This is a genomic window from Rubripirellula tenax (genome assembly GCF_007860125.1).
GTDB classification, from domain to species: domain Bacteria; phylum Planctomycetota; class Planctomycetia; order Pirellulales; family Pirellulaceae; genus Rubripirellula; species Rubripirellula tenax.
This window is the reverse complement of record NZ_SJPW01000001.1, coordinates 366,985-389,572: the sequence shown is the minus strand read 5'-3', so window position 1 is coordinate 389,572 and position 22,588 is coordinate 366,985. Positions and strand designations below refer to the sequence as shown.

Annotated in this window: 13 protein-coding genes and 1 tRNA gene; 11 read left to right on the top strand and 3 right to left on the bottom strand. The window is 56.0% G+C overall.

The window, feature by feature from the left end; all coding sequences use genetic code 11:
• Positions 1-193: 193 nt before the first annotated feature.
• Positions 194-1,825 (bottom strand): serine/threonine-protein kinase, encoded by a 1,632-nt coding sequence (locus Poly51_RS01475; RefSeq protein WP_222435765.1) that lies wholly within the window; start codon positions 1,823-1,825, stop codon positions 194-196.
• Between the two features lie 448 nt (positions 1,826-2,273).
• On the opposite strand from Poly51_RS01475, the gene Poly51_RS01470 reads away from it, so the two are divergent.
• Together Poly51_RS01470 and Poly51_RS01465 are read left to right on the top strand one after the other, a co-directional pair.
• Positions 2,274-4,208 carry a hypothetical protein gene (locus tag Poly51_RS01470; RefSeq protein ID WP_246114196.1) on the top strand — a complete coding sequence of 645 codons (1,935 nt, stop codon included), beginning with the start codon at positions 2,274-2,276 and terminating at the stop codon, positions 4,206-4,208.
• Between the two features lie 209 nt (positions 4,209-4,417).
• Positions 4,418-5,140, top strand: a complete 723-nt coding sequence (locus tag Poly51_RS01465; protein ID WP_146453576.1) for a YebC/PmpR family DNA-binding transcriptional regulator — start codon at positions 4,418-4,420, stop codon at positions 5,138-5,140.
• A gap of 26 nt (positions 5,141-5,166) precedes the next feature.
• Here the strand turns inward: Poly51_RS01465 and Poly51_RS01460 are convergent, their stop codons facing one another.
• On the bottom strand, positions 5,167-6,213 hold the full coding sequence (locus Poly51_RS01460; protein ID WP_146453575.1) for a hypothetical protein: 1,047 nt from the start codon (positions 6,211-6,213) through the stop codon (positions 5,167-5,169).
• A gap of 597 nt (positions 6,214-6,810) precedes the next feature.
• On the opposite strand from Poly51_RS01460, the gene Poly51_RS01455 reads away from it, so the two are divergent.
• Together Poly51_RS01455 and Poly51_RS01450 are read left to right on the top strand one after the other, a co-directional pair.
• On the top strand, positions 6,811-7,509 hold the full coding sequence (locus Poly51_RS01455) for a HEAT repeat domain-containing protein (RefSeq protein WP_146453574.1): 699 nt from the start codon (positions 6,811-6,813) through the stop codon (positions 7,507-7,509).
• A gap of 63 nt (positions 7,510-7,572) precedes the next feature.
• Positions 7,573-7,821: a hypothetical protein gene (locus Poly51_RS01450; protein WP_146453573.1), complete on the top strand. Its 249-nt coding sequence runs from the start codon at positions 7,573-7,575 to the stop codon at positions 7,819-7,821.
• Between the two features lie 125 nt (positions 7,822-7,946).
• On the opposite strand, the gene Poly51_RS01445 is transcribed toward Poly51_RS01450, so the two are convergent.
• Positions 7,947-9,164, bottom strand: a complete 1,218-nt coding sequence (locus Poly51_RS01445) for a thioredoxin family protein (protein WP_146453572.1) — start codon at positions 9,162-9,164, stop codon at positions 7,947-7,949.
• Between the two features lie 983 nt (positions 9,165-10,147).
• On the opposite strand from Poly51_RS01445, the gene rho reads away from it, so the two are divergent.
• The 7 genes from rho (at position 10,148) to Poly51_RS01410 (ending at position 22,532) form a co-directional block, all read left to right on the top strand.
• Positions 10,148-11,548 (top strand): transcription termination factor Rho, encoded by a 1,401-nt coding sequence (gene rho, locus Poly51_RS01440; protein ID WP_146453571.1) that lies wholly within the window; start codon positions 10,148-10,150, stop codon positions 11,546-11,548.
• Positions 11,549-11,746: 198 nt separating this feature from the next.
• Complete coding sequence (locus tag Poly51_RS01435; RefSeq protein WP_146453570.1) at positions 11,747-13,585, top strand: DUF1800 domain-containing protein; 1,839 nt, start codon at positions 11,747-11,749, stop codon at positions 13,583-13,585.
• A 166-nt stretch (positions 13,586-13,751) separates the two neighbouring features.
• Positions 13,752-15,101: a DUF1501 domain-containing protein gene (locus tag Poly51_RS01430; protein WP_186775270.1), complete on the top strand. Its 1,350-nt coding sequence runs from the start codon at positions 13,752-13,754 to the stop codon at positions 15,099-15,101.
• Positions 15,102-15,164: 63 nt separating this feature from the next.
• Positions 15,165-15,247, top strand: a tRNA-Ser gene (locus Poly51_RS01425).
• Positions 15,248-15,812: 565 nt separating this feature from the next.
• A complete protein-coding gene (locus Poly51_RS01420; protein ID WP_246114195.1) occupies positions 15,813-17,417 on the top strand; it encodes a ShlB/FhaC/HecB family hemolysin secretion/activation protein in 1,605 nt (534 codons plus the stop codon).
• A 176-nt stretch (positions 17,418-17,593) separates the two neighbouring features.
• The gene (locus tag Poly51_RS01415; RefSeq protein ID WP_146453567.1) at positions 17,594-20,038 is read left to right on the top strand and encodes a mechanosensitive ion channel domain-containing protein; all 2,445 of its coding nucleotides are present in this window, start codon (positions 17,594-17,596) and stop codon (positions 20,036-20,038) included.
• 244 nt (positions 20,039-20,282) lie between these two features.
• The gene (locus Poly51_RS01410; protein WP_146453566.1) at positions 20,283-22,532 is read left to right on the top strand and encodes an amino acid permease; all 2,250 of its coding nucleotides are present in this window, start codon (positions 20,283-20,285) and stop codon (positions 22,530-22,532) included.
• Positions 22,533-22,588 lie beyond the last annotated feature (56 nt).

Genomic DNA, 22,588 nt, shown 5'->3' with positions numbered 1-22,588 from the left:
AATCGCGATGCCCAGCCAAGGATGTTGGTCACCGCCGATCGGCGGCAACACTGTGTTTGGAATCCAATCATTCCATCCTGAAATTCCCCCAACGTTACTAACCTACCCATCAGGTAAGGTTAGGCAACCGGAAAAAAGTGAATTCAGGGAGGAATTGTCAAGAATCAGTATTGCGGAACATGCGAGGTAGTGATTATGGCGTCTGAGGGCGTCGCGGCACGGTTTGGCAGCGGTCTGAATTGCCAGAATGGGAAAAGTGCGCTATCGGTCCCAGTTCCTTTTCCAGGTCTCGGATCAGCACCTCGCACGATCGGTATCGGTCACCCGCTTCGTAGGCAGTCATGCGTCGATAGATGGCATGCATGGCGGGCGGAAGCGTGGTCGCGCTCCGATCGGTGAACTTGCGATGGATCAGCAGATTCTTTAGTTGTTCCTCGAACCCTTTTCCAGCAAGTCGGGATCGACCGGACACCAAATAGTGCCACGTCGCACCCAGCGCATAAATATCGGATTGCTCGGTGGCTGCGTTCAGTGACCAGGCTTGTTCGGGAGCCATGAACGGCAACGTGCCCGCCAAGAACCCGTCTGCGGTTGGCGAATGCGTCGGGTCGACTTTGCGATCCGATAGGTCTTGTGCGGTGATGGTTTTGTATCCGTCGGGGTCGACACGGCGACACGTTCGATCGTCGACCCAAGACGCCAACCCCAGGTCGGCCAATTTTACGCCCTCTTTTCCGTCAAACAAAATGTTGGACGGTTTCACATCGCGGTGCACAAGTCCTCGATCGTGGACGTAAGACAACGCGACCGCAGTCAAGTGGATGAACCGAAGCGATCGTTCGGCCGACAGAGTTCCAGACGTACGGACCAGCTTGCAAAGATCGGGCCCCTCCATCCGTTCCAAGGTGATGAACGGTAATCCATGAAATTCCCCTGATTCATACGAGGCCACGATATTGGGGTGATCGATCCACTGCATCAACCGCATTTCACGGCGAAAACGATCCGCCAGCTTCGGATTGGTAAGTACTTTGATGGCGACGGGACAGCCGGTGTCGACAATCGATCCCGCGAACACGTGTGCTTCGCCGCCGCGGCCGATCGCTTTTTCAATCACTGAATCGCCCAGTCGTGTGCCGGGGATAATATCCAGTGACGCCGTCGGATGGATTCGTACTCGCATCAAGTCGTTCAATTCTTCTTCGATCATCGTTAACTGATACGCCGAAAACGATTGGCTTCGTCGCAGTCGTTCCATCGCCGGGGGGACCGGTTCGGCCATAAAGATCGACCCGATGTCGGCAAGGCTTTCACAATCCAGACCCGAGTCCTCGTCAACGTCAGAATCCAGTTGGATCGTTTCGTTTTCGATCGGCTTGTTGATCGGCAAATCGTTAGGCGGCACGTCAAAGGAGATGAGCGGACCTTCGCCAGTTGCGACACCCAGTACGTTGCCATGTGCGAACTCCGCCGCGCATGCGTCGTGGTGTGGATCTGGTTGGTTGGATTCAACCGTTTGGATGAAGGATCTGTGGCGGACGCAGTTGAAAACAACTTCGATTGCACCCAACAGCGTGATTTGGATCAAAACGGTTGTGGTGTTGGTGAGCACGAGCCTGTCGGCAACGACGAAGACCACCATGCTGATCAATGCAGAGATCCAGAATCCGAGCAACCAGGTTTCTTGGCGACGCAGCCGAATCTTGGTCAGCATGCGGAAGAACGAAAGGCCCGTTGTTTGCAAAGTCATCCGTCTTGGGATTCGCCCCAAGCGTTTCAATGCTAGTTCAACCATTGCAAGTTCAACCATTGCAAGTTCAACCATCGTGCCGTGCTCAACGATTCGCCGCCGAAGGGCCTCAGGCCGCTTTCGGCAAGCATGACGTAACGGAATCCCTTCGCCGGCCTGCATTGTACCGCTAGTGGGGGTGTGCGTAAGGTCCGATTGGTAGGATTTAAGATTGTTTTGGGGCCGCGCCAGAGGGTCGCTGGGACCGGTGAAAACAGCCGTTCGGCGGTGTTGACGAGTCACTGCTCGGCGAGAGCTCGGTCGGCAGCTCCTACAACCGTCAAAGGCGATGTCGTCGGCCCTCTGAAACTGCGTAGACGTCGCAAATTTCCCTGGCGTTGTGTTTTGCGTGCTTATCCAGGCATGCCCAGCCGATGAATCCAGTGCATCGAGTTCCTCTTTGCTAGTGAGCACAGATTACGCGGTCGGTATGCCCGTGTTGAAGTGCAACTGCCGGGTTGGGATGCCGGATCAGCGAAGCGTCGTGAGTGAGAACACTCAGTCGCCAACGATCAGCGTGCCACTTGCACCAGGGGAAACAGCGATGTGTGTCACCGATGCCGGAGCATCGGAAGTTTTTTGCTACGTCCAATGCAACCTAACGGTTGCTTCCTGTGGAGAATTGAATATGAAAAGGCTGTGGTTGTTGCCTGCCGTTGCGATCATCGCGATCGTTACGGGGGCCAAGTCCGCTAGCGCTGCTTATTGCGGCGCAATCAGCTATCAAGGCTGTAGCTCTTGTGGTTCGAACGTTGTTGACGGTGGCATGGCTGCCGGCGAAGGCGTGATTGTTGACGGCGGCATTGCCGACGGCGGCATGATGGCTGATGGCGGCTCGATGGGTGCACCGGTTGCCGGCGGCACTTACACCGTCATGCGATCGGTCCAAGAGACTGTCTACGATCAAGTCGAAGAAACTCGTTACCGTTCACGTAACGAAGTTTACTACGAAGACAAAGAAGTGTCGGGAACGCGAAACGTTCCTTACACCGAATCGCGTGAAGTTCAGTACACGGTCATGGTTCCCTCGTATGAAACCAAGACTCGCGAAGTGAACTACACCGTGATGAACAAAGTCATGGAAAACCATTCCAAGACGATCAACTACACGGTCAAGGTTCCGACTTACGAAACCAAGACTCGCGTGATCAACTACACCGTCAACAAGCCGGTGTACGAGACTCACCAAAAGACGATCAACTACACGGTCAAGGTTCCAGTATCGGAAACTCGCCAAAAGACGATCAACTACACCGTCATGAACCCGGTTCGCGAGAACCACAGCAAGACGGTCAACTACACCGTCATGGTGCCTGTTCAAGAACAAAAGTCGCGTACGATCAACTACACGGTCTACAACACGGTTCAAGAACAAAAGACTCGTACCGAGAACTACAGCGTTGTGGTTCCCGTGACGACGACCAAGATGGTCACCGTCAAGGGTGGAAATTGGGAAACGATCACCGAAGAAGTTCCTGGCAAGATGATGAAGCGCACCGTGCGTGAACCAGGCACTTGGACGTTCGATCCGTCGACCTGCAAGAACGTTTACTGCCCCGGCTCGTGCCGCACAGAATGCGTTCAAGGTTGCCCAACGACTGTCTGCAAGAAGGTTTGGGTCCCGACCTGCGAGCAAAAAGAAGTGTGCTGCACTTCCTACACTCGTGAGTGCCGCACTCGTGAAATTCCTTACACCGTTTGCCGTAAGGTTCCCGAATGCCGTACCAAGGTTGTTAACTACACCGTTTGCAAGATGGTTCCCGAGTGCCGTAGCAAAGTCGTCAACTGGACGACTTGCAAGATGGTTCCCGAGTGCCGTAGCAAAGTTGTGAACTACACCGTTTGCAGCACTGTTTGCGAAAACCGCAGCAAGGTTGTCAACTACACGACTTGCAAGATGGTTCCCGAATGCCGTACCAAGACTTGCAACTACACCGTTTGCAACACTGTTTGCGAACAACGCAGCAAAGTTGTTAACTACACGACTTGCAAAATGGTTCCTGAATGCCGCACCAAGACCATCTGCTACAAAGTGTGCAAGATGATCCCAGAATGCCGCACCAAGACTGTTTGCGAAACCAAGTGCCGCACCGAGTGCTTCACAAAGACGATCAAAGTCGCCAAGTGCCGTAAGGTTTGCGAACCTTACACCGTCACCAAGTGCGTACCACGAGTTGTCTGCAAGCAAGTTCCAGTTCAAGTTTGTGCACCAGCACCAACTTGCTGCGATCCTTGCTCGGCTTCGGGCATGGGCAGCGATTGCGGATGCGGCGCTGCTGCATCGGATTGCGGTTGCGGTTGTGCAGCACCTCGCTGCGACGGCCCAATCAAGAGCATGTTGAAGAAGGTTTTCAACGGCAACAACTGCGGTTGCGACAGCGGCTGCGACGTTGCACCAGCATGCGGTTGCGGTTGCTAATCACCCGGTCAACTTGACCAGTGATGAAGAACACTCGCTCTCGGCGGTTCGCCGACGAGAGCGAGACATAATCGAAACGGTTCGCTGGACGTGAGCGAAAAACGATTCGGGACAGAGCACTTTGAAAAAAGGGCTCTGTCCCGTTTTTCGTTTGAAAGTAGGATACTCGTTACTCCTTTCTCCCCAGCACCCTTATCTGAGTACCCGCCATGGGCCGCAGTTTCGAAGTTCGCAAAGTCTCGATGGCCAAAACCGCGGCCCAGAAAACGAAGGTCTATTCCAAGTACGGGAAACAGATCTATGTGATGGCCAAAAACAGCGGCGCCGATCCGGCCAGCAATTCCTCGCTGCGGGCGCTGATCGAGAAAGCCAAACGCGATCAAGTTCCGGCCCACGTGATTGACCGGGCTCTCGAAAAAGCCAGCGGTGCGGGCGGCGAAGACTACGTTTCGGCCCGGTACGAAGGATTCGGACCCGGCGGTTGTGCGGTCATTATCGATTGTCTGACCGACAACAACAATCGAACCATCACCGACGTCCGAAATTGCTTCACCAAAACCAGTTCGAAATTTGGAGCACCGGGGTCGGTCGCCCATTCGTTCGACCACTTAGCGGTGCTGTCGTTCAAGGGCGACAACGGCGACGAGATCCTGGAAGCATTGCTTTCGGCGGAAGTCGACGTGACCGATGTGGAATCCGAAAATGGACAAGTGATCGTGTTCGCCCCCAGCACCGAGTACGCCAAGGCTCGCGGCGCACTGATGGAAACGATGCCGGACGTAGAATTGGAAGTCGATGAAATCACGTTCATCCCTCAGACTCGATCGGAAATCTCAGCCGACGACCTGCCCAACTTCGAAAAATTCCTATCGATGTTGAACGACTGTGACGACGTCCAAGACGTCTATCACAACGCAATCGTGCCAGCGTAAAAGGAGCCGTCGCAGGGAGGGGCTGGCTAATTACCTTCCCGAGTCACGACGACGGTCTTGTCGTTCCATTGGATTGTCACGCCGGCCAGGATTGCGACTCGTTCGATCAGGACCTTAAGGGTCACGTCCTTTTCTTCGATCGAGATGATCGCTTCGCACGCATCAGCCGCGGAAGGTTCGATCACGCACGTTCGGCCGGCGGCTTGGCTTAGCTGAGTCAGTGCGTTCCGCGCCGATGTTGTCGACTTCAGCGAATACGGTGCATCGTTGGACTCGCGCCCGGCCGGCGGTTGGCCCAGCAATTGGAAGACTGCGGCGCGGTGGGCCGCCGGCGACGCTTGCACCACAAGGTTGCCGTCGACCATTCGCGCCTTCGCTCGCGAATCAACCGATTCCACCGACGCCCGAAGTTCGCCCGGTGCCGATGACTGATAACTTCGCGTTAAGGAAGCTGCCGGCGGCGGCGGCTCGATCTGACTGCGGACCAACGTAACGGCGACGCTACGGTCGATTCGAATCCAACGCGTTTCCGGCCAGAGGTCATGAATCAGTTCGTTAGTTGACGTTTCGCCCGATGCCAAGGCAATCGCTTCGGTCGGCGTCGCGAGCCGGTCCCACCCGATGTCACGGAAGTCCGTTTTCTTGTTTCGGCCAGCGTTCGGCGACGCGGTGGGTAAGGCACTCAACCGGCTCGCGACTCCGTCGATCCACGTGGCTTTTCCAATCACGACGACACCGGCGACAAAATCGACTTCGCAACCAACCGACTGAGCAACTTGCCGGATTGCGGCGAAGCTGGTCGGGCCGACCGGACCCAGCTGGATTGGGGTGGTCGGGTCAACATCACGGCTGAGACAAACGTTCACCTGAGCTGGGCCGGTCAAGCGATCGATCGCCGCCCGCAACGGCAACCCGTCGACGATCGCTGTCATCGGAGCCGACAAGCGGGCCGCGATGGGGTCCTGGATCGATACTTTCGTGACCAATGCACTCAAAAGCGTGTCGTCCGCGATCGTCGGTACGGCACCCGAAGTGGCGATGGTGACCAATAGTCCGACAAAGAAATGCCGCATCGAAGGTCTTTTTCGTTGGCAATTTTGTTTTTTCATGACCACTTTCTCATCTTTGCTAGAGAGCAACGCCCATCCATGCATAGATAGGCAAAGTGGGGCGAGTTAGATCGCGTCTTCGTTCCACCGTCCGATGCCTCGACTATTCGTCGGCCGGGCGGCGTCGGTGTTGTCATCGAAACCAGCTTGGCGATTCGTAACTTCAAAAACGAAGCCAAAATCCCCTGTTTCGTCGCATTCCTTCGCTTGCCGGACGCATCGGGCGTGATTATGCTCGCCCAGTATAGCTCACGAAAATCGATGGCTGCGGCGTCCCTTGGGATCGGCTAACGGGTTCGGCAAAACAATCATCGAACCAGGTGGGGTTGTGACGGACGAAAATCGCGATGGCGTGTTCGATGCCGCTAAACGTTTTTAATGTCCGTAAGATCTGCATTTTTTGGCAGCAGCCGATCGGCATCCCTCAGGCGGAACAGGGGGTGCAGGCTTGCCGACCGCTTGCACGCGAATACGATGCCCATCGTCAGTGAATCACCAGAGTCGTTTTGAACGGTGCTTGTCCGACAGGTTCGGATTCGCGACGGTCAAACGTGCGAGACGATGCGTAAACAAAAAGACGGAGAGACTGTGACTTCACCCTTGGTTCGTACCACCCGCCTAGCGTCCGCCTATCGCCGCTATTTGGATTCCGCCGATTCTCCTTCGTTTGCCGCCGATGTCGACGAGCACTACTGCGGATCAACACTGACGTCGTTGCTTCGTCGAGGCGACGTGGAACTGCGACGCGCGGCTGCGTTGTCGTTGGGAACGTTGGGCGATCATTCTGCGATCGAGCCACTCGGTCGGGCGCTAAGTGATTCCGATCGTGGAGTACGCTTGGCCGCGGACGATTCCTTTCGCGCCCTTTTGGTTCGCGATGCTGCCCCGTTGCACCATCAGCAATTGTTGAAGGTCATGCACCTCAACGACGGCGGCGAGCATGCCGGCGCTTTGGCGCCGACCATGATTTTGGTTGACCAGGCACCTTTGTACGCCGAAGCACATCATCAGTTGGCAATCTGTTGGCATGGGCTGGAAAACTTCTATCAGGCCGAAGCCGCCTACAGTGCATGCCTTTGGCATTGCCGCTATCACTATCCGGCGTGGCAGGGTTTGGCCCGTTGTCGGTTGATGCTTGGCGACGGCGAGGCGGCGATTTCGGCGCTGCGGCGTGGACTGGAAATCTGTCCGGATCTGGAAAACGCGCGAGCCCAAATTCGCATCATCGAACGTAAGTTGCGTCAGGCCAACGATTCCTGAAAAGGCCGTCCGTTCGAAATCTTGGACAAGACCTGTTTCCTGACAGCCTAGAGGAAATCTTCCATGAGTTATGACGAACCTCTCGTTGGTGGCTTGTCCATTGCCCTTTCGATGATTGCCACATTCATTGCGGTCGGCCCGTGGGACCAGCCCTACGATTTGAGAAGCATCCGAGCCGTTCGCGCTCGGTACGGCAAGCCGGTCGCAAGAGGCGTGTGGATCGCAATCGCAGTCGCCGCATTCTCATCCGGAGTCGCCATCCTGGGCGGCATCCGACCCAGCTATGCCGAACAGCAAGTCGGGAATAGGTAACCGGGAAATATGTTACAAGTGACAGGCAGCAGCAAACCGTAAAACGAAAAAAGCCTCGTGGACCGTGATCCACGAGGCTTCGTTTTTGTCGCGAGCGTCAGTACTCTGGCACCTGTAACCTAGTCTCAACCCTGTGGGTTGGATTCTTGTACGGCTTCGGCCATGACCTTTAGCGACGCGTCGACGTAGCGGTCATAGGTGTTTTCGAAGTGCAGCATGGCGGCTTCGTCGGCAAAGAAGAACATGCGACGGTTGGTCGGATCCTGCATGGCGTATTCACGCTTGCCAGGAACGATCACGCGTTCTTCGAAGAATCGAACCACGTCGATTTCGTTCAGCACGGGAGTGTATGGGATCGGTTCAGCCAAGAACTTTTTCATCTTGTCCTGAGTCGAAAACAAGTACAGTTTGCCCAAGTGGATGACGCCAAACTCGGGGCTGCCTTCGACCCACTTGGCATCGTCGACAACGGTGACCGCACAATATCCGTCCATTGCAAGTTCAGGCTCAGCCGGTACACCAGCGACGGCACCTGCAACGCTGGCGACAGCAGCCGCAGCCGCTTTCTTTGCATTGGCGGCCGCATCGGCGGTTTTCTGCTTCGTCGTGGCAACCGCTTTCTCAGCAGCCGCAGTCACATTGGGGACCGAGACGTTGATCTCAGGTGCAGTGGTTTGCTTTTGAGTGGGAGCCGAAACTTGCTCGGGCAACGAAAGCGACAGGTTCTCGGTACGTGAGCTGGCCAGCTTGCCGGCTTCTGCAATCGACGCGGGTCCGCTTGGAAGTTCCCAGCCCGTATTCGATTCGGCGGCAACTTGTTGAGTCGGCGCGGCGGCTGGTGCCAATGCGTAACCCGGAGCACTTTGAACATGCGGATTCGGCATGGGGTTCGATGCCATCATCGAATTGGACGCAGCCGGATTTTGGGTTGGCAAGTTCGGCAGCGTGCTGGCGAGCATTGCGACGTAACGTGATGGTTCTTGGGGGCTGACGCCGTGAGCCAGCGTTTTGCCTTCCGTCGTCACGATCACGTCCGTGGGAAACTTCGTGACCTTGAACATTTCGGCGAGCTTGGGGCTCTGGCCGGCGTGGACCTTGACTGCGACGAAGTTCTGGCTGATCGCGCCACCGACGCTTGCGTCCTTGAAGGCACCTGCTTCCAGCTTGTCGCACCAACTGCAATTGTCAGTGAAGAAGTGCATCAGCAACAACTTGCCTTCCGCTTGCGCCTGGGCGTGTGCGGTGCGAAGGTTGGTCTGCCAAGCGATTTCGGCGTTGGCGGGGCTGGAAACCACAAGCGTGATCGCCAAGGTGGTCAACAGTGTGAGGGCTACCGCTTTCATGAAATCTACTTCCTAATCGGCCATCGGCATCGTGAGAATGTTTTGGGAGGCGAAAACACTTTCCGCTTCTTTCGTTTCGGCCATCCCGCTGGTAACACTTCACACGATTCTGTCGAAAGTGCAGATTAAGTTGACTTTGACGATTACCAGGTGTCCCAAGCGGCGATCATGAAATGCTTGCATTTGCCGGTTTCGTCGTTAACTGTTGGGATGGGCACAGCAATGGACTCCGGCGATGCGTTGCTCGGGCACAAAATCGAGAACTTCCCCCCCGAACCACCCTTCGACTTGACATGTGTCCGCAAACGGGTATATTTCAACAAAGTCATGAAGGTACTCCTTCGAGATTGGAAGCTCGTTGACATCGACGTCGCGTAAAAATCTCGACCGATGCCTCTCCCCGGACGACCTGGCAACGTCCCTCTCAATACGCGACCCCGCGACCTGGATTTTGACGCGACCGCACGATCTCACGAATTTGTGAAGAGTCTGCTGAGGAAAACGGCAGGAGATCGAAATTGAGACCGCCGGCCAGGTCCGATCAACTTGAAGCATGGGAAGCGGCTCAGTTTGCCGCGCTTCAACGATGGATGCTCTTTGGTGAAGAAAGTCTTCCACCGATTTGCTTGGTTCAGTTGTTTCCGCCGGCCGAAGATGGCTAGCTTTTGAAACTCCTTTGAAAACTTGATTTCGACCCGGTTTTGGTTCGGCATGTGCCCTTCGGGTGCATAGCGATGGTGGGGGTTGCGGATGTTGATTCCGCGGTCACCGTTCGCTCTCAGGTCGGCGATAGGCCACACCGTTTCTTCGATGGGAATGCACCGCACTTTCCCGACTCGGAGCTTCACTCCTGTTTTTCTAACGATGCGGTACTTCTTCAAATCTCGCTGAACTCACTGCTGGCGCACGCGGTTATCCCGCGCAATCGATCGAATGATCGCTTGGTCCTGACCAGCAAAAATGCTCAGTCTTCTGGATGACAAATGGCAAAGAAACGCACCAATCGCAATCGGAACGGTTCCGGTAATTCTGGTAATGGCAACTCCGGTGGCAACGGTAACGGCGGCGGCGGAGGAGGGGGTTACGGCGGCAATGGCGGCGGTGGACCGTCGGGCGGTGGCCAGAACGGTAAACCTCGTGTTCGGCGACGGCGACGTGGCGGCGGAGGCGGAGGCGGTGGGAACGGCGGCGGCGGAAACGGTTCGGCCAATGGCGGAGTCGATCGCGAACCTGAAATCAACAATGATGCACCCCTGCTCGAGGGAGAGGGGATCCTCGAATTGCATCCCAACGGATACGGATTCCTGCGTACCGTTGACAATAATTATTCTCGCGAACGGTCGGATCCGTTCGTTCCCGGCACGATGATCGAAAAGTTCGGATTGCGTCAGGGTGTTCAGATCAAGGCAATGGTCCAAGAAGCCCGTCGACAACAGGGGCCTCGTGTTCGCGAAATTCTGGATGTCGACGGTGTCAAGCCTGATGACTATCCCCAAGTCCCCAACTTCGACACCTTAACGGCCATCAACCCAGAGAAGTGGTTGCGGCTGGAACGGGGCCAACGCCCGGTGACCAACCGCGTCATCGACCTTTTGGCGCCGATGGGGTTGGGACAACGAGCATTGATCGTCGCACCGCCACGAAGCGGCAAGACGATCATGTTGCAAGACATTGCCAGCGGTATTGCCGAAAATCACCCTGGTGTCAAATTGATGGTGCTGCTGATCGACGAACGGCCCGAAGAGGTGACCGACATGAAGCGAAACATCGTCGGTGGCGAAGTGATCGCAAGTTCGTTGGACATGGATGTCGAAAGCCATGTTCGATTGAGCCAATTGGTGATTGATCGAGCTAAACGCCTTGCCGAGATGGGCCAAGACGTCTTCTTGATGCTGGATTCCATCACACGACTGGCTCGTGCATTCAATAAATGGGTCGGTCGCGGTGGTCGCGGCGGCGCAACCATGTCGGGCGGTTTGGACATCAAGGCGATGGACATTCCCAAGAAGTTGTTCGCAACCGCACGTGCTTTCCAAGAAGGCGGTTCGCTGACCATTGTCGGGACTTGCTTGGTCGACACGAACAGTCGGATGGACGAAGCCATTTTTCAAGAGTTCAAGGGAACCGGAAACATGGAATTGGTCCTCGACCGCAAGTTGGCCGATCGCCGCGTTTGGCCATCGATCGACATCTCGCAAAGTGGAACACGTCGCGAAGAACTTTTGCACGACGAAGAGACTTACGAGGCCGTCACGATGTTGCGGCGGACGCTTTCGAGCATGCACCCGTGCGACGCCATGGAACAGCTGACCAAGCAATTGGGGCGATTCGTTAGCAACGACGAGTTCATCAAGCTGATCAGTGGTGCGAAAACATCGCTTTAGGCTGATTCGATCTTGCGTCCATGTTCCTATACATGGACGCCGGGTTCCCCCCGAAAAAGGTTCGGCAGCGCCAGAGAATTCGATTGACGCATCCGCGATTCACCGATAGCTTCAAGATCATCGGAGACGGATGTTCTTCGACCTTATCTATTCGGGCAGGATGCCGTCATCTGTGCGCTTTCTTAGGAGGGCGGTCGAATGTTGCGCTTCGTCGTGGCCGTGTTGGGCCTGTGCGTCGGTTTGTCTGTTGTTTCGGCGGGCACGTTCACTTCCGAAACCTACCGCGATTTGCGGTTGGTAAGACAGCGGATTCAAGCGGCCCAGTTTCTGTCGCGAACCACGTTTGGTCCCACGATCGACGAGATCGAAGAGTTGGCCACGCGGATGGTTCAAGTTGGGACCCGGCAGGCGTGTGTCGAGTGGATCGATGCCCAAATGGCGCTTCCGCCCACACTGCACCAAGACACGCTCAATGCGTTACTTGCCGAGCATGGGGCCGCAAACGACGATTCCGATGCGAGGTATTTGGGCCAATACCGGTACCACGCGTTCTATCACTGTGCGCTGCGTGCACCGGATCAGCTTCGCCAGCGCGTCGCGTGGGCGTTGAGCCAGATCTTTGTCATCAGCGATATTGAAGACGGGTTTGGCGAAACGCTGAAGAACGCCGACGGCAATCCGCATTGGTACGGCCCCACGAACTTCTATGAAAAGTTTGTCAGCGGCGCGTTTGGAAACTACCGACCGTTGTTGGGCGAGGTGACGTTTCACCCGATGATGGGCAACTACTTGTCGCATCTTCGCAACGCAAAAGCCGATCCGGCGAACAATTACTACCCCGATGAAAACTATGCTCGTGAAATCATGCAGTTGTTTTCGATCGGTTTGTACGAACTGCATCCCGATGGTCGGGCGAAAAACGACGTCGGGGGCGATCTGATCCCAACGTATGGCATGGACACGATCCAATCGTTGGCCAGCGTCTTCACGGGACTAACGTTCAAGGGTGCCGAGTATTTCCACTGGGGCGAACCACGTGACTACCTCAATCCGATGGAAATGTGGGACGATTATCACGAAACAGCGGCGAAGGAGTTGCTCGGCGGCACCGTGTTGCCGGCGCACTCCGGCGCACCGGGGTCGGGGATGGCGGACATCAACGCGACGCTAGACAACCTTGCCGATCATCCCAACGTGGGACCGTTTTTGGCGCGGCGTTTGATTCAGCGTCTGGTCCGATCGAACCCATCGCGCGGCTACATCCGTCGCGTCGTCACGGCATTCAACGAAGGCGGTAACGGTAACGTTGGCGACATCGGTGCGATGATCAAAGCGATTTTGATCGATCCGGAAGCGTGGCGTTCGACGCGGGGGCGATCGAAGCGCTTGCCCGGTGGCGGTGGTGAGTACACCGTGATCGATCGCGGCACCGAGTACTCGCGGATGCAGGAACCTCAACTGCATTATTTGGCGATGATTCGCGGGTTGGTGGGCGACATGTACCACAATGATGAACCGACGTCGTACGCGATCATGCCACGCATGCAGTGGGACTTGGCGCAATCTCCGTTCGGTTCCCCGAACGTGTTCAATTTCTATCTGCCCGATTACCAGCCGCCGGGACCGCTGGCGACGGTGGTGCCATCGCGGCGTCTGGCCGAAAACCGGATCACGGCGCCGGAGTTCACGTTGTTGACGCCGGTGTTGAACAACCGAATGGGCAATCGATACAAGTGGGATTTGTACCAAGGCGAGGCGAAGTACTGGATGTGGGAACCGGTTATCCCGACGCGAACGTCGCGGTTGGTGTTCGACTATTCGCAAATGCTGATCGATGTCGATGCCGATCGCGAAGGCTTGCTAGAAAGATTGGATTTGCAGTTCTGCCGCGGCACGATGCCTGACGAGACTCGCCAGGACATTCTTGATGCCGTCGAATCGATCAGCATCGAATTGGAATACACCGACGCGATGGATCGGCTGACGGCGATGCTGTACTTGGTGATCAGTTCGCCGGACTGTTGGGTTCTACCGTAGGTCAAAAGCAGACGTTCAGGATTCACCGGCCCGATAACGCCCCGGTGCCGCGGCCTAACTCATCTCCCCAAAGGCATTCGCCATGTTCACCAACGATTTTTCAGATTCGAATCACAGTCGAAAACCGGGCACGTCGAGACGGCAATTTGCGAAGCGATGCCTCGCGATGGCTGGCGCATCGGCATCATCCGCGTGGTTGCAGCTAGAAATGGCGGAGTCACTTGTCGCTGCCGGTCCGGGCGAGGGTTACCGTGCGTTGGTGTGCCTGTTCTTAGGCGGTGGCAACGATTCGTTCAACATGCTGATGCCCAATGAAACGTCCGAGTACACGGACTATTCGACGGCGCGAGGTGGCACGGGCGCCGGTGGCTTGGCAATCCCGCAATCCAATTTGTTGCCCATTGGTGACGTGACGGGTCGGTCGTTCGGCCTTCACCCGTCGATGACTCAATTGCGAACGTTGTACAACGCGGGCGAAGTCGCCTTTGTGGCCAACGTCGGCAGCCTCGTCGAGCCTGTCGATAAAGCCATTTTCGAAGCCTACGACAACCGGCTGCCGCTCGGTTTGTTCTCCCACGCCGACTTGGCACGGCAATGGCAAACGGCGATGCCGCGATCGCGTGACGACATCACGGGTTGGGGCGGCCGGATGGCCGACATTTTGACGGATCCGTCGCGGCGTTTCGATCCGATCGCATTGAGCATCGCGATCGATTCGACCAATCTGTTTCAAGCTGCGACGTACGCCAATCCTTATATTGTCGGTGCCGGTGGTACCGAAGAACGCGACGGATACTTCAGTGAATGGAGTCGCGATCGAATCTTTCGCGCCGCGCACGAAAAGATGCTGGCTCGAAACGAACAAAACTTGGTCAAACGCACCCATTCGCTGATGACAAAGCAAGCGATTGAAGCGGCCCTGACTTACAACGCGGCCACGGCCAACGTCACGCTGGCGACCGTGTTTCCCGAAACGTACTTGGGCCAGCAAATGGAACGCATCGCCCGGACAATCGCGGCACATGAGTCGCTGGACCACAACCGCCAGACGTTTTTTGTCAACTATGGAAACTGGGACCTGCACGGCGACCTGTTGGGGCCCCACGCGGCAAACTTGGCGGAAGTGGATGCCGCATTGGCCGCGTTCTACGCCAGCATGGTCGAGCTCGGTTTGGCCGATTGCGTGACGACCTTCACGGCGTCGGATTTCGGGCGAACATTGGCCGGCAACGGTCAGGGTTCCGATCACGGTTGGGGCGGCAACCAAATCGTGATGGGCGGCGGCGTCAATGGCGGCCGAATCTACGGCGACTATCCACTCTCGTTGGCGCCCGGAAGTCCGCTAGACGTCGGCCGCGGCCGACTGATTCCGACCGTTTCGGTCGATCAATATGCTGCGGAATTGTCGATGTGGTTCGGGATTGGCAACAATGCCGATCTAGAAACGATTCTGCCGAACATTCGAAAGTTCTACAGCACCGGTGCCAGCGGCACGCCATTGGGCATGTTTTCGTAATCGTTAACCCGACCTTGTAATATTCTGTCCCAGACTCCAAGATATGTTCCTCAAGAACCACTCGGAGGATAAGCGAGTTGGTGAGCGGCCTCACTGGAACTGAGGTACCCCGTAAGGGGCTGCGGGTTCGAGTCCCGTGTCCTCCGCTGTTGTCAAGACACCCTTAAAAACCTTTGTTTTTAAGGGTGTTTTTCTTTGGCGTCGTCTCTTTCGGCGGTTTCGCCCGGGTTGGCAAGTTGTGTCGATCGCGGGGGCACTGCGTGTTCGGTCTTTGCGTCGGCTTGGATCAGTGTTCCCGTCTGGGAAAAGTCTTCCGATCCGCGATCGGTGCACGTTCTGACGTTCGTCCCACTTCGTCTGCGAACCCTCGGCGTGAAGGTACACCTACATCCGTTACAGAACGCACCAGCAGACCGCGCGCGCACAGAGTAACGCGGTTTTGAACCCGAGCGTGGCTTCCCGATACGGCGAACGACGAAACAAGTCGTAACGAAAATGTGTCTCGCAATGGATTGCCGGACACGAGCGGAAGAAAGGGGCACGGAAGCGACGACATGTTTGATTCCCATGCGGCTAAGGGTGCGCTCGCAGCGTACTTCGTTCTTGCAATCGGCTTGACCGATCTATCTGCACAGAACTACGAGCGATACAAGCCGCTCGATCTCAACTCTCGCGATTTGAAAGCGCCGAGTCTGTCGGTCGACAGCGATTTTGCCAGAGCGAGTCGAAGACGATCGTGTTTTGGTCGAGTCGCTTCAAGCCGTCAGAATCGTGGACGACGCCGGCAAGATCGTCACCGACGAGTCGATTGATTCGCTCGAGGGCGTCCACTATGACTTTGACGAAGCCGATTCGTTGGTTTACAAGTCTGCGATCTGCGCGATCGTGCATGGACACCTTGGTCGTCCGATCACGCTTCGCAGTGTGAACGAGTTGTCTCGCGATATCATCAAGAAATATCGCGACTGCAAACAACCGATTGTCGACGTCGTGATTCCCGAACAACGAATCACCAGTGGCACCCTGCATTTGGTAGTCACTGAGTCGCGCATCGGCAAAGTCAAAGTTCAACCCGGTTGCTATTTCGATTTCGAATCGACCGCAAAATGGATCGAGTCCACTCGGCCCGGTTGCCGCATCTACGAGCCCAATATCGAAGACGACTTGTTCTGGCTGAACCAAAATACGTTCCGCCGCGTTACCGTTGATTTCGACAAAGGCGAAGCCGACGGAAGTACCGATGTTACATACAAAATGCGAGACGTAGTGCCGATCCGTGGCTATGTCGGGATCGACGATAGCGGCGTCGAGACGCTTAACTTCGGTCGCTTTTTCGCGGGCGCTCAATACGGAAACGTCCTCGGGCGTGGCGGCACACTGGGGTATCAATACACCACCGACGAACAGTTCCAACTGCTTCATGCGCACTCGCTTAGCTACAACCAACCGTTCAACCGCGACTGGTCTTTCAACGGGTTCGGCAGCTATGCCACCGTGCAACCGAAGCTCTCACAGGGGCTGCTGCAGGACGGAAGCAGCTATCAACTTGGGTCGACGCTGAGTCGCCATTTGATTCGCAATCGGACTCGACAACAGAACTTCAATTTCGGCTACGACTTCAAGTCAACGGACAATAGCTTGGAGTTCGACGGTACCACGATCAGCGGTTCGACGGCGGACTTGTTTCAATTACGTTTCGGCATCGACGACTACGTGCGTCATGACATCGATCAATTCGCATCGTTTCGATTCGACACCTTCATCGGCCCCGGGGGCGGGATGTCGGGATCGCATTCCGCAGCCGCGTTCAACACGATTCGTCCGGGCACGTCGCCCGACTACATCTATGCACGGATGAACTATGCCAGGGCTGATTTGCTGAGCGGACGATGGTTGTTGTCCAGCAAATTTACGGGCCAGGTCGCGTCCGAGCGACTTTTGTTCAGCGAAACGCTCGGGCTGGGCGGCTTTGACACGATTCGTGGGACGGATCAGCGGTCTTACAATGCCGACCATGGCTGGATCGCGAACTTTGAATTCGGACCCAAAACCTATCGTTTCGGATGCGAGCAAGATGCTCGTACCTTTCGCGCCTACACATTCATGGACATGGGCAACGGCTACATTGCCGATCCGCTTGAAGGCGAAGACGCGTCCACCTTTGCACTCAGCACCGGCGTCGGATGTCGATACCAGATCAGCGATCGGTTCATCGCCCGATTCGACTATGGTTTCGGAATCGAGGATATCGATGGAGTCGGTCGCAACGATCGTGCCCACTTTGGTCTGACCTGGATTCCCGGCCCACGCCCATAATTCGGCGGTCTTTGACCGCGATCTTGCGAATACGAAGTTCGTGAACGGACATTCCGACTCCATGAAACATCGGCACCGGGATTCACATCGGATGGAACGTTTTTTGCGGTCTTGACGGTGATTCGCGCCAATGCGTATTCCTGCATGAAACTAATTTCAGCAGCAAGGACGCTCGGATGCCATTGAACGCTAATCGTTGCTTCGTCGCCTTATCAGGGTTTTTCGCGATCGCGTCCGTTTTTGCGGGCGAAACGGGCGTATCCGATTCGACAGGCGATCGAGCAGCGGCTCATGCGAGTGATGCCGATTCATCCACCCGGGGTGGTTTGCTGCGCGCCGCGGTCACAACACCGGACCTTTCGTCGGTTCACACCGCCGAATTCCAAGTCGACGAGATTCCCGTCGGTGCGGCTCAGCCGGCGAGAAATGAATCCGTCGACATCGTGCTGGTTTCGGCCGAGGAGGAATTGAAGGCGGAAGTGGCGGCGGCCGAATTAGACGAGAAGCAAGAAGAGGTTGCTGCGGAACTTCGTATCGCCATGTTGGAGGAGAAGCAAGAAGCAGCCATCAGCGGAAGCGATTCGGCGCAGCCCACGGCCGATGCCAGTCGCGTTGACCTGTTGAAACAAATCGACGTTGTCATTGCCCAACAACAGTCGGCCAGTTCGTCGAACGAAGACCACGACGCACAGGTAGCCAACCTAAAGTCGATTCTGACCCGATTGGCCGACGGAGAGCTGGACGAGAAGCCGCCCTATTCGGTGATCTTCCTTGATGGGTTGAAAGAGTCCGTTCGGAACGCAAAGACGAAACTGCTTTCTTCAGAATCGTCGGTCGTGTCCGCTCGCAGTTCGGCAGAGACCGCGAAACTCAATTCCGAAGAACGTGCCAAGTCGCTGCGGCAGCTCAAGGAAAAATCCGGAACCGCAAAGGAAGGCGAAATACAACTGGCCGAGTTGGAGCAAAAATTGGCCGAGGAAATCTTCGTCCTTCGGCGACAAGAGCTCTCGATAGCCGAAGCGAACCAAGCGATCGCGAAACTGCAATTGGAAATCGACGAGAGGAAGGTTGCGATCGTCGGCGATCGAATCGTCTTCACCAAAGATGACTTGGCGGAGAAACTCGCGGATCTGGACAAGACCGATATCGAGTTGAAGCAGCGAGCGTACCGTTTGCAATCCGAACTGCAGTTTGCCGAGCGACGTTGGTTGGCGGCACGGCAGGAAGCCGACACGACATCCAATGCTGGGGTCGAGTTGACCGAGCGCGTCGACTCGCTGAAAGTCGCTCAAATGGCGATTCAGGAAGAAATGACGCTCACCAATCAACAACTTCAACGGATTCCCGTTCTGAAGAAAGCGTGGGAACGACGCTACTTGGTGATCACCAACCAAGTTCTGCGCAAAGAGCGAAACGAATGGGCGAGTGACACGAACAAGCAAATCGAGCAAATCACACAAGATCGGCAGGCGCGACGCTTCAAGCTCGACGAGCTTCGCGTCAGCCAGTCGACCGTCGATGCGAAGATCGATGCGGCAAGCAACAACGCAGAAGAAAAGCGATGGTTGGCGGCCAAACGAGACTCCTTTGACAAACAGGCCGAAGTGTACAGCAAGAGTCTGTTGACGCTGGACAATTCAAAGCGAACGCTTGAACGGCTGAAGACACAAATCGAAGGTGAACCGGGGCGATCGGCGGGTGAAATCGCTGAGGACACTTGGGCACATGCCAAGCGGCTTTGGAACTATGAACTGGCCGCGATCGACGACACATCGTTGACCGTGGGGAAAGTCTGCAGCAGTATCCTGATGCTGTTCTTTGGCTTCATGTTGGCACGATGGTTGAGCATGTGGCTAGGGCGCCGGCTTCCGAAATGGGGCGTCGATGAAGCAGCCGCCGACGCAATCGAGTCGCTTACCTTTTACGCGCTGTTGGTGACGCTGGGGTTGACGGCGCTTCGGTACGCGAACGTTCCTTTGACCGTGTTCACTTTCTTAGGTGGTGCGATTGCGATCGGAATCGGTTTCGGTAGCCAGAACATTTTGAACAACTTCATCAGCGGTTTGATTCTGCTGGCCGAACGACCGATCAAAGTCGGCGACCTGATCAAGATCGGTGAAACGCACGGCAACGTTACCAAGATTGGTGCACGCAGCACGCAAATTCGTACCGGCGACAATCAAGACATCATTGTTCCCAACAGCAGCTTTCTTGAAAACGAAGTCACCAACTTGACTCGCCGTGACGACCGGTTGCGAACGTCGATCACCATCGGCGTTGCCTATGGGTCAGACTTGGATGCGGTTTTGCGGTTGCTGGCGCGGGCGGAATCTGAGCAGAGCGGAGTGCTGGACCGACCCAAACCAATGGTTTGGTTCAACGACTTTGGCGACAACTCGCTCGTTTTCCAGGTGCACTTTTGGGTCCAAGCCAAGAACATGTCGCAGGTGCGGATGATCGAAACCGGCGTTCGGCTGAAAATTGATGCGATGTTCCGCGAAGCCCAAATCGTGATCGCATTTCCCCAGCGGGATTTGTACATCCAAACGCCTCGCCCGATCGATTTCCGCTTGGTGGCGTCCGATCCAAGCAGTTCCGATTCGGCGTTCAAAGCGGCTTAGCAGCCCCGTCTAGGGATTCGGTCATAGCCGAAAACGCGACGCACCCATCTTTTTCGTTCCCCATTGCTATGGAGGCACGGCAAGCTTGTAATTGCACCAGCTTCGATGTTTCAGCCGCGAAACGCGCCATGAGTTTCGTCGTCCCGATTCGGCACCCCCCATCGACGGGTGGCTTCCATCATCACTCCTAACCAAACAACGGATCGTATGTCGCGAACCGTCCTTTCGATCACGGACGCAGTTCATGTCAGGTAGTTCCAAGAACGATCTTACCGGTTCGACGAAATTCGGCACGTTCGGTGGTGTGTTCACACCATGCACGCTGACGATCCTGGGCGTGATCATGTTTCTGAGGTTCGGCCAAGTGGTCGGGCAATCGGGAATCTATACCGCTGTCTTGATCGTGTTAGCAGCCAAAACCATCACGACGCTGACCACGCTGTCGCTGTCCGCGATCGCTAGCAACACGCGCGTCAAAGGCGGCGGCGCATACTATTTGATTTCTCGTTCGTTGGGTGTGGAGTTTGGCGGCGCGATCGGCGTGCTGTTCTTCGCCGCTCAAGCGATCTCGGTGGCGATGTACATCATCGGTTTCACCGAAGCACTTGCGGCGACGTTTCCATCGATGGCTGACAACGCGATGGCAATCTCGACGCTTGTGAATCTGATCACGTTTGTTTGCGTCTACATCGGTGCCGGTTGGACGATCAAGGTCCAGTACTTCATTCTGGCTATCCTGGCCGCGGCGCTGGGCTCGTTTTACGCCGGTGCGATCGCGGACTTCAACCCTGAGTACTTGCAAACGAATCTACAGCCTTCGTTCTTGGAAGGCGAAAACACGTTCACGATGTTTGCGTTGTTCTTCCCGGCGGTAACTGGCATCATGGCGGGCGCTAATATGTCGGGTGACCTTGCCAACCCATCCAAATCGATTCCCCGCGGAACCCTGGCGGCGGTCGTCGTCACGGGTGTGGTTTATCTTTCGCAAGCATTTTTGCTCGGCTGCGCACGGCCGGCCGAAGAGTTGATCGGCAACAATATGGTGATCCGCGACATCGCGGTCTGGCCGATGTTGATCACCGCGGGCGTATTTGCGGCGACCCTATCGTCGGCGCTGGGCAGCATGATGGGGGCACCTCGGATCCTTCAAGCGTTCGCCCGCGATGAGATCTTTACGTCGCTGAAGTTTTTCGGTGCCGGCAGCGGGTTGAGTAACGAACCGCGCCGGGCGACGGTGCTGACGTTTGCGATTGCGCAAGTGTGTATCGTGTTCGGTGACCTGAACGCGATCGCACCGATCATCACAATGTTCTTCATGATCACCTACGGGCTATTGAACCTTGCGACGTTCTATGAGTCCGTCACACGAAACCCCAGCTATCGACCGACGTTCAAGTATTCGCACTGGATCACGTCGCTGCTAGGAATGATCGGATGCTTCGGTGTGATGTTCTTGATCAATGGAGTGTGGGCAACTATGTCGCTGTTGTTCATCGGAGCGATCTATTGGTTCATCCGGTCGAAGGAGGTCGAGGCGCGTTGGGGCAACTTGCAAAGCGGTGTGATCTTTGAACGCGCACGCAAGGCGCTTCTGAAATTGGAAGACGAGGTTTACCACCCCAAGAACTGGCGACCGATTGTGATGGCGCTTAGTGGCAGCGGTTGGACGCGACCACACATTCCGATTTACGGTCATTGGTTGACTTCGGGCCACGGAATCCTGTCGTTGGCCCACGTCGTCACCGGCGACCTTGAAGAACAATCGGTGCTTCGCGATCGATACGAAAAGCTGTTGCGAAGTTTCATCAAGCGAGAGGAGATCGATGCGTTTCCGGCCGTCGCCTGTGCCGAATATGTGTCCGACGGCATCGAGTCCTTGATCCAGTGCCACGGCATTGGCGGGTTGCGGCCCAATACGGTGCTGCTAGGCTGGCCGCGCGACGAATCCAAAGCCGACTCGTTCGGAGCGACCGTTCGTTTGATCGCAAGAACCAAACGCAGCATTCTGGCGGCGCGATTCTTGTCGCATCGTGAAGACGACGAGGACAGCGAAAAATCGACGGCAACCAGCACCGCAGAACATTGGACCGTGCCCCGCGGAACCATTGATGTTTGGTGGCGAGGAATGGAGAACGGCGAACTGATGTTGCTGTTGGCTCACCTATTGCACCGAAACCCCGAATGGCGAGCCAACTCGGTCCGCGTGCTTCGCGTCGTTCAGAACGAACAAGCAAAAGCAGAGATCATCAAGCACATGCAAGAAATCGCGGCGTCCGCCCGGATACATTTTGATACCGAAGTGGTCATCTCCGACGAACCCGTACCCAAAGTGATTCACGCAACGTCGCGAAATGCCTCGCTTGTGTTGTTGGGATTCCAAACGCCCGAGGAAGGGCAAGAAGCAGCGATGTATCATTCACTCGAATTGCTCGCCGGTGATCTGCCCCGCGTCATCATGGTGGATAGCGCGGGTGGGATGACGCTTGAGAGCTAAAGATCGATTTGAGTCACGCGTGGCGCGCCGGTTCTGGCCGCCCGCGGTTTTTGTCA

Excerpts from the sequence above, each read along its gene's own strand:
- Poly51_RS01465 (WP_146453576.1), top strand. The coding sequence starts at position 4,418 with ATGGGCCGCAGTTTCGAAGTTCGCAAAGTCTCGATGGCCAAAACCGCG.
- Poly51_RS01435 (WP_146453570.1), top strand. The coding sequence starts at position 11,747 with ATGTTGCGCTTCGTCGTGGCCGTGTTGGGCCTGTGCGTCGGTTTGTCT.
- Poly51_RS01455 (WP_146453574.1), top strand. The coding sequence starts at position 6,811 with ATGCGTAAACAAAAAGACGGAGAGACTGTGACTTCACCCTTGGTTCGT.
- Poly51_RS01445 (WP_146453572.1), bottom strand. The coding sequence starts at position 9,164 with ATGAAAGCGGTAGCCCTCACACTGTTGACCACCTTGGCGATCACGCTT.
- Poly51_RS01460 (WP_146453575.1), bottom strand. The coding sequence starts at position 6,213 with ATGCGGCATTTCTTTGTCGGACTATTGGTCACCATCGCCACTTCGGGT.
- Poly51_RS01450 (WP_146453573.1), top strand. The coding sequence starts at position 7,573 with ATGAGTTATGACGAACCTCTCGTTGGTGGCTTGTCCATTGCCCTTTCG.
- Poly51_RS01415 (WP_146453567.1), top strand. The coding sequence starts at position 17,594 with ATGCCATTGAACGCTAATCGTTGCTTCGTCGCCTTATCAGGGTTTTTC.
- Poly51_RS01410 (WP_146453566.1), top strand. The coding sequence starts at position 20,283 with ATGTCAGGTAGTTCCAAGAACGATCTTACCGGTTCGACGAAATTCGGC.
- Poly51_RS01430 (WP_186775270.1), top strand. The coding sequence starts at position 13,752 with ATGGCTGGCGCATCGGCATCATCCGCGTGGTTGCAGCTAGAAATGGCG.
- Poly51_RS01475 (WP_222435765.1), bottom strand. The coding sequence starts at position 1,825 with ATGGTTGAACTTGCAATGGTTGAACTTGCAATGGTTGAACTAGCATTG.
- rho (WP_146453571.1), top strand. The coding sequence starts at position 10,148 with ATGGCAAAGAAACGCACCAATCGCAATCGGAACGGTTCCGGTAATTCT.